The sequence below is a fragment of the Streptomyces tendae genome (genome assembly GCF_014650435.1).
Classification (GTDB): domain Bacteria; phylum Actinomycetota; class Actinomycetes; order Streptomycetales; family Streptomycetaceae; genus Streptomyces; species Streptomyces tendae.
In genome coordinates this window covers 1-507 of sequence record NZ_BMUY01000134.1, presented here as the reverse complement: position 1 = coordinate 507, position 507 = coordinate 1, and the positions used below count along the sequence as shown (strand labels likewise).

General features: G+C 30.8%; 1 protein-coding gene. It reads right to left on the bottom strand.

The features are described 5' to 3' along the window. The coding region (locus IE258_RS41665; protein WP_229892807.1) for a hypothetical protein at positions 1–276 on the bottom strand (276 nt) is incomplete at its 3' end. Between the last annotated feature and the right edge of the window lie 231 nt (positions 277–507).

The window sequence follows — 507 nt, the reverse complement described above, 5'->3', positions numbered from 1 at the left end:
TTGATACAGAGTAATATATGAATGTCCTATACCATTTATAAATAGTTCCCTGATAGACAGAAGAATGGGTGGTACTTCTATTTCAGAAGTATATATCTGAACTTTGATTACTAACCCAGATTGAAAATGAATCATAAAATAATATCGAACTTCATCAGGCTTATCCCTGGATTTTTTGATAGGAGTTATATATTCTATTCCTATACCATTGAATATATGTTCTGGAGGTATTACAGAACAATTGAATAATGATTTGATTTTTTGTAGAATCTTCATTGTTTATGATTATTAATGGTTAATGCCTCTTAACGTAACATGTAATATACCTTTCCTCCTACGGAGAAAAAGTATATACTCATAGTCAGAGATTATTATCCTTGAAAAGGCTTATGTCTAGGGTACTTATCCCAGAGCTTACTTAACCGGATAACTTTAAGTCCTTGATCTTGATAATACTTTCTTCTATGATTCCCATGCCTACTTAAATAATTCCCAGGATAATGTAAA